The organism is Sinorhizobium sp. 7-81 (assembly GCF_030124405.1).
In the GTDB taxonomy this organism is placed as follows: Bacteria; Pseudomonadota; Alphaproteobacteria; order Rhizobiales; family Rhizobiaceae; genus Sinorhizobium; species Sinorhizobium psoraleae.
Window position 1 is genome coordinate 165,615 of sequence record NZ_JASKLT010000002.1, and the last position, 4,338, is coordinate 169,952.

The 4,338-nt window shown below is 62.9% G+C and carries 6 protein-coding genes; 4 read left to right on the forward strand and 2 right to left on the reverse strand.

Annotation, left to right across the window (positions count from 1 at the left end):
* The coding region (locus QN224_RS08100) for a selenium-binding protein SBP56-related protein (RefSeq protein ID WP_283976228.1) at positions 1-801 on the reverse strand (801 nt) is incomplete at its 3' end.
* 180 nt (positions 802-981) lie between these two features.
* On the opposite strand from QN224_RS08100, the gene QN224_RS08105 reads away from it, so the two are divergent.
* Complete coding sequence (locus QN224_RS08105; protein ID WP_283976229.1) at positions 982-1,281, forward strand: DUF1905 domain-containing protein; 300 nt, start codon at positions 982-984, stop codon at positions 1,279-1,281.
* A gap of 190 nt (positions 1,282-1,471) precedes the next feature.
* Here QN224_RS08105 and phnF read toward each other — a convergent pair whose 3' ends face one another.
* The gene (phnF, locus tag QN224_RS08110; RefSeq protein WP_283976230.1) at positions 1,472-2,209 is read right to left on the reverse strand and encodes a phosphonate metabolism transcriptional regulator PhnF; all 738 of its coding nucleotides are present in this window, start codon (positions 2,207-2,209) and stop codon (positions 1,472-1,474) included.
* A 111-nt stretch (positions 2,210-2,320) separates the two neighbouring features.
* On the opposite strand from phnF, the gene phnG reads away from it, so the two are divergent.
* The 3 genes from phnG to QN224_RS08125 all read left to right on the forward strand — a co-directional run.
* Positions 2,321-2,794, forward strand: a complete 474-nt coding sequence (gene phnG, locus QN224_RS08115; RefSeq protein ID WP_283976231.1) for a phosphonate C-P lyase system protein PhnG — start codon at positions 2,321-2,323, stop codon at positions 2,792-2,794.
* Complete coding sequence (gene phnH / locus QN224_RS08120; RefSeq protein WP_283976232.1) at positions 2,794-3,396, forward strand: phosphonate C-P lyase system protein PhnH; 603 nt, start codon at positions 2,794-2,796, stop codon at positions 3,394-3,396. The genes phnG and phnH overlap by 1 nt, the downstream gene beginning before the upstream one ends.
* Before the next feature lie 4 nt (positions 3,397-3,400).
* On the forward strand, positions 3,401-4,338 hold a 938-nt coding region (locus tag QN224_RS08125; RefSeq protein ID WP_283976233.1), incomplete at its 3' end, for a carbon-phosphorus lyase complex subunit PhnI.

A 4,338-nucleotide genomic window follows, 5' to 3' on the forward strand; every position in this document is an offset into this window, starting at 1 on the left:
GACAGAGCCATAGGCCCTGGTCGGATCGTGCGCGGGACGCAATTCGAAGACGAGCTGATGCTCTTCGCCGAAGTCGATCTCCTGCACGTGCTTGCGCTTGTTGAGGTCCCAGAAATGAAGTTTGCGGCCGTATTTCGAGCCGAGCAGCACTTCCGGAACAAGGCCGTTTTCAAACGTCTCCGGCGTACCCCACTCGCTGGTGATCATCGTGTCGTGACCGAGATGCCACCAGAAATCATAGGCGAGCTTCTGCGGTCCGCGATCCATCTCCCATTGCCCGAGCACGTCGAAGCTGTCGTGGTCGAGCAGGAAGATGCCGCCCGGCGCGTTGCCGTCGCGGTCGGCGAGCGCGTTGGCGTAGATGCCCTCCGGTCCACAATGGATGGTATGCAGCCGCGAATAGTTTGCCTTCTCGGCAATTTCCGCCGGATCGATCACGCGGACGATCTGCGGATTTTTGGGATCCGGCTTGGTGTCGATAATATGAAGCCGCGACGACCTGAGACCGGGCACGACCAGATAGCGGCGCTCGACATGCGGGTGCGGCGCATTGGGGCAAAGGCAGGACGAGCAGGCGTTCCAGCCGAAATGATGCAGTTCGTCGCCAACATTCGGCATTTCGACCTGCCCGACGATCTCAGAATAAGTCGTTGAGGTCGGATCGACATCGACCACGGCAATCGCATCCGGTCGCTGTCGATCCGGATCGAAGGCCGCCACATAGGCGATGGTTTCCTTCGGGGCCTTTGCGGCCATGCGCGGTGACGGATAAAAGGAAGGATCGGGTCGCCACGTCGCCATTTCGTTTCTCCCCCAGGGAAGACAATGCGTGGATCCTGATGCAAAGGGTAATGCATGTCGCCCAAAAGTGTGCAGCGGTTTTGGGAAAACGACATGCATTAAAGCAGTTTAGTAGGTGCGGCAAAAACGCGTCGGAAATGCGGCGTCATTGCCTTGTTTTGACGACAGAAAGAGGGACACGTGACGGTTTTCGAGTTTGAAGCGGAACTATGGCTCTATCCTGGAAAGGGCGGCTGGCATTTCGTCACCCTGCCCAAGGACATCGCCCAGCAAGTCAAGTTCCTGGCCGAACCGAAAAAGCGCGGATGGGGAAGCGAACAGGTAATCGCACGCACCGGCAAGACCGAATGGACGACCTCGATCTTTCCCGACAAGGGCTCGGGCTCGTTTCTCCTGCCGGTCAAGGCGGAGGTTCGGCGGCAGGAGAAGCTTGCGGCCGGCCAGAAGATCCGGATCGCGTTGACGCTGGACAGCGCGTAGATCATGCGGTCTTGGGTCGAATATCTGCCCCTCACCCTAACGCTCTCCCCGCAAGGGGCTTGGGCGGCAGAGCGTCGCCACGAGTCCCCTTCGCCCCGCTTGCGGGGAGAAGGTGGCCACAGGCCGGATGAGGGGCATTTTCGCGCAGCAAGCCGCTCCTCAAATTCAACCCGAAATCATCCCGCTCCGCCTACGTCTCTATCCTCAGCTTCATCCGGTCGGCGGCAAAGCGCGTGCGCGAAAATTCGACAGGCTTGCCGTCAAGATCGGCATTCACCGATTGCGCTTCCATCACGATCGCGCCGGGCGAGAGCTTCAAAAGCGAAAGCTCGTCTGCATCGGCATGCCGCGCGACGATTTCGGTCGAAACGCGCACATAGTCGTCCAGCCCGTGCACGGCAAAAGCCTTGGTGACCGAGCCGAGGCGGGCGTATTCCTCGGCTATCCCGGGAAAGCGGTCGGCGGGAAAATAGCTGACCGCCGTCGAGAGCGGCCGGCCGTCGCCGCTGCTCACCGTTCGCAACTCTATGAGCAAGGCGCCGGGAGAAACGCCTAGGGCCGCCGCAACTTCGCCGCTCGCCGGCACTTCCGCATGGCCAAGCAGCCGCGTGCCGATCTCCTTCACCTGTCGGCCGAGTCCTTGCGAAAAGCGGGTGCGCCGCGAGATCGGATAGCTGACGCGGTCCTTGCGCTCAATGATCGTGCCGCGCCCCTGCACCGCGCGGACAAGGCCTTCGTCCGCCAGCGCCGCCAGGGCGCTGCGAACCGTGTGGCGATTGACGCCGAATTCCTGCGCCAGCACCGTTTCCGGCGGCACCATGCCGGTCTGGTCGTAGTCGCCGTTACTGATCGAAAGCCGGATGCGGTCGGCGATCTGCCGCCAGAGCGCCACGCCGGTCTGCCGTTCGACGATTTTCTTCAACGCCATTCCTCTTCACCCCATTTTCTCCGCGAATGTCACAAGCCTGTCATTTGCGGGGGCTAAGGAAAAGTATAAGATGTACAGTTATCTAGATCAATAGACATTTAGGATAAAACCATGAACGCAACTCAGAAACTTGAAGGCCTCCCCGAAGAGGCGGCCAAGCGCAGGGAAGGCATGCGGCTTCTGGCGCGCGCCAGCCTCGCCGAACTGAAGACGGCTTGGCAAGCGATCGCCGACAAGCCGGAAATCTTCGCGGTCCGTGGTCCGGAAACGGGTCTCGTCATGGTGCGCGGCCGGATCGGCGGCGGCGGCGATGCCTTCAACCTCGGCGAAGCGACCGTGTCGCGCGCCACGGTCAGGCTCTCCAGCGGCGAGATCGGCCACGGCCAACTGCTCGGCACCGACAAGGAACGCGCCCGCTACGCCGCGATCTTCGATGCGCTTCTCCAGACCGGAAAGTATCGCCCGGCAGTCGAAGCGCTGCACCGGCTGATCGCCGCCCGCATCGATGCGGAAGACCGCCGGAAGGCGGAAGAGACCGCCGCGACCCGCGTCGACTTCTTCACCATGGTCCGGGGAGACGACTGATGGCCGCACAATCGCAAATCTATGCCGGCGCCTTCGCCGATCCGGTGTTTCAGGCGCAATCCGTATTTCGCACCTTGATGGATGGCTTTGCCCGCCCGGGCACCGTTACCAGCTTTGCGGCGCTTGCCGCCCCGCCCTCCCCGCTTGGCAAGGCCAGCGGCGCCGTTGCGCTGACGCTCTGCGACCACGACACGTCCGTCTGGCTCTCGCCAGCGCTCGCAAAGTCCGCAGTCCCGCAATGGATCGCCTTCCACACTGGCGCACCAATGATCGAAACGAAGGATGACGCCCGCTTCGCCTTCATCGAGAAGGGTGCCGCCGTGCCGAGTTTCGATCAGTTCGCGCTCGGCACGCAGGAATATCCCGACCGCTCGACGACGCTGGTCATCGAGATCGAAGCGCTCACGGGCGGCCAGCCGTTTATCGCCAGGGGACCGGGAATCAAGGATGAGACGGTCATCGCGCCGGAAGGCCTGCCCGATCTCTTCCTCGATTTCTGGGCTGCCAACCGGGCGATCTTCCCGCGCGGCATCGACCTGGTCCTGACGGCAGGCGATGCGGTCCTTTGCCTGCCGCGCACCACCAAACTCGAGCGGGAGTAAGAGCATGTACGTAGCCGTCAAAGGCGGGGAATCCGCCATTGCCAATGCCCATCGCCTGCTTGCCGATCGCCGCCGCGGCGACCGCGCGCTGCCCTCGATCACCATCGAGCAGGTTATCGAACAACTCGGACTTGCCGTCGATCGCGTGATGGCCGAGGCCTCGCTTTATGACCGGGCACTGGCTGCGCTCGCCGTGCGCCAGGCGCGCGGCGACATGATCGAGGCGATCTTCATCCTGCGGGCCTACCGCACGACGCTGCCGCGCTTCGGCTATTCGGAGCCGATCGACACGGCGAAGATGAAGGTCGAGCGCCGCGTCTCGGCCACCTACAAGGATCTGCCTGGCGGCCAACTGCTCGGCCCCACCTTCGACTACACCCACCGCCTGCTCGATCCTTCGCTGATCGCAGATGAGACAGTTGAGGAGCCGGCAGTGAAAGAGCCCGGCGAGCATGTCATGCGCGTCTCCGACATTCTCGATGGCGAGGGCCTCATCGAAGGCGACGGCCGGATGCCGGAAGGCCACGTGATGGGCGATCTCACGCGCGAGCCGATGGAATTCCCGATGGCACGCGACCTCCGCCTTCAGGCGCTTGCGCGTGGCGACGAAGGTTTTCTGCTGGCCCTCGCCTATTCCACCCAGCGCGGCTACGGCCGCACCCACCCCTTCGTCGGCGACGTCCGGATCGGCGAGGTCGAGGTCGAACTGGACCTGCCGGAGGTTGGCTTTGCCGTTTCGCTCGGCGTGATCCGCGTCACCGAATGCCAGATGGTCAACCAGTTCAAGGGCTCGGCCAAGCAACCGCCGCAGTTCACGCGCGGCTATGGCCTCGTCTTCGGTCAGAGCGAGCGCAAGGCCATGTCGATGTCGCTCGTCGATCGGGCGCTTCGCACCGACGAGTTCAGCGAGGACATCGTTGCTCCGGCGCAGGACCAGGAATT

What these genes read in the sequence shown, in the direction of transcription:
- phnG (WP_283976231.1), top strand. Translation starts at nt 2,321, where the DNA reads ATGAACGCAACTCAGAAACTTGAAGGCCTCCCCGAAGAGGCGGCCAAG.
- phnH (WP_283976232.1), top strand. Translation starts at nt 2,794, where the DNA reads ATGGCCGCACAATCGCAAATCTATGCCGGCGCCTTCGCCGATCCGGTG.
- phnF (WP_283976230.1), bottom strand. Translation starts at nt 2,209, where the DNA reads ATGGCGTTGAAGAAAATCGTCGAACGGCAGACCGGCGTGGCGCTCTGG.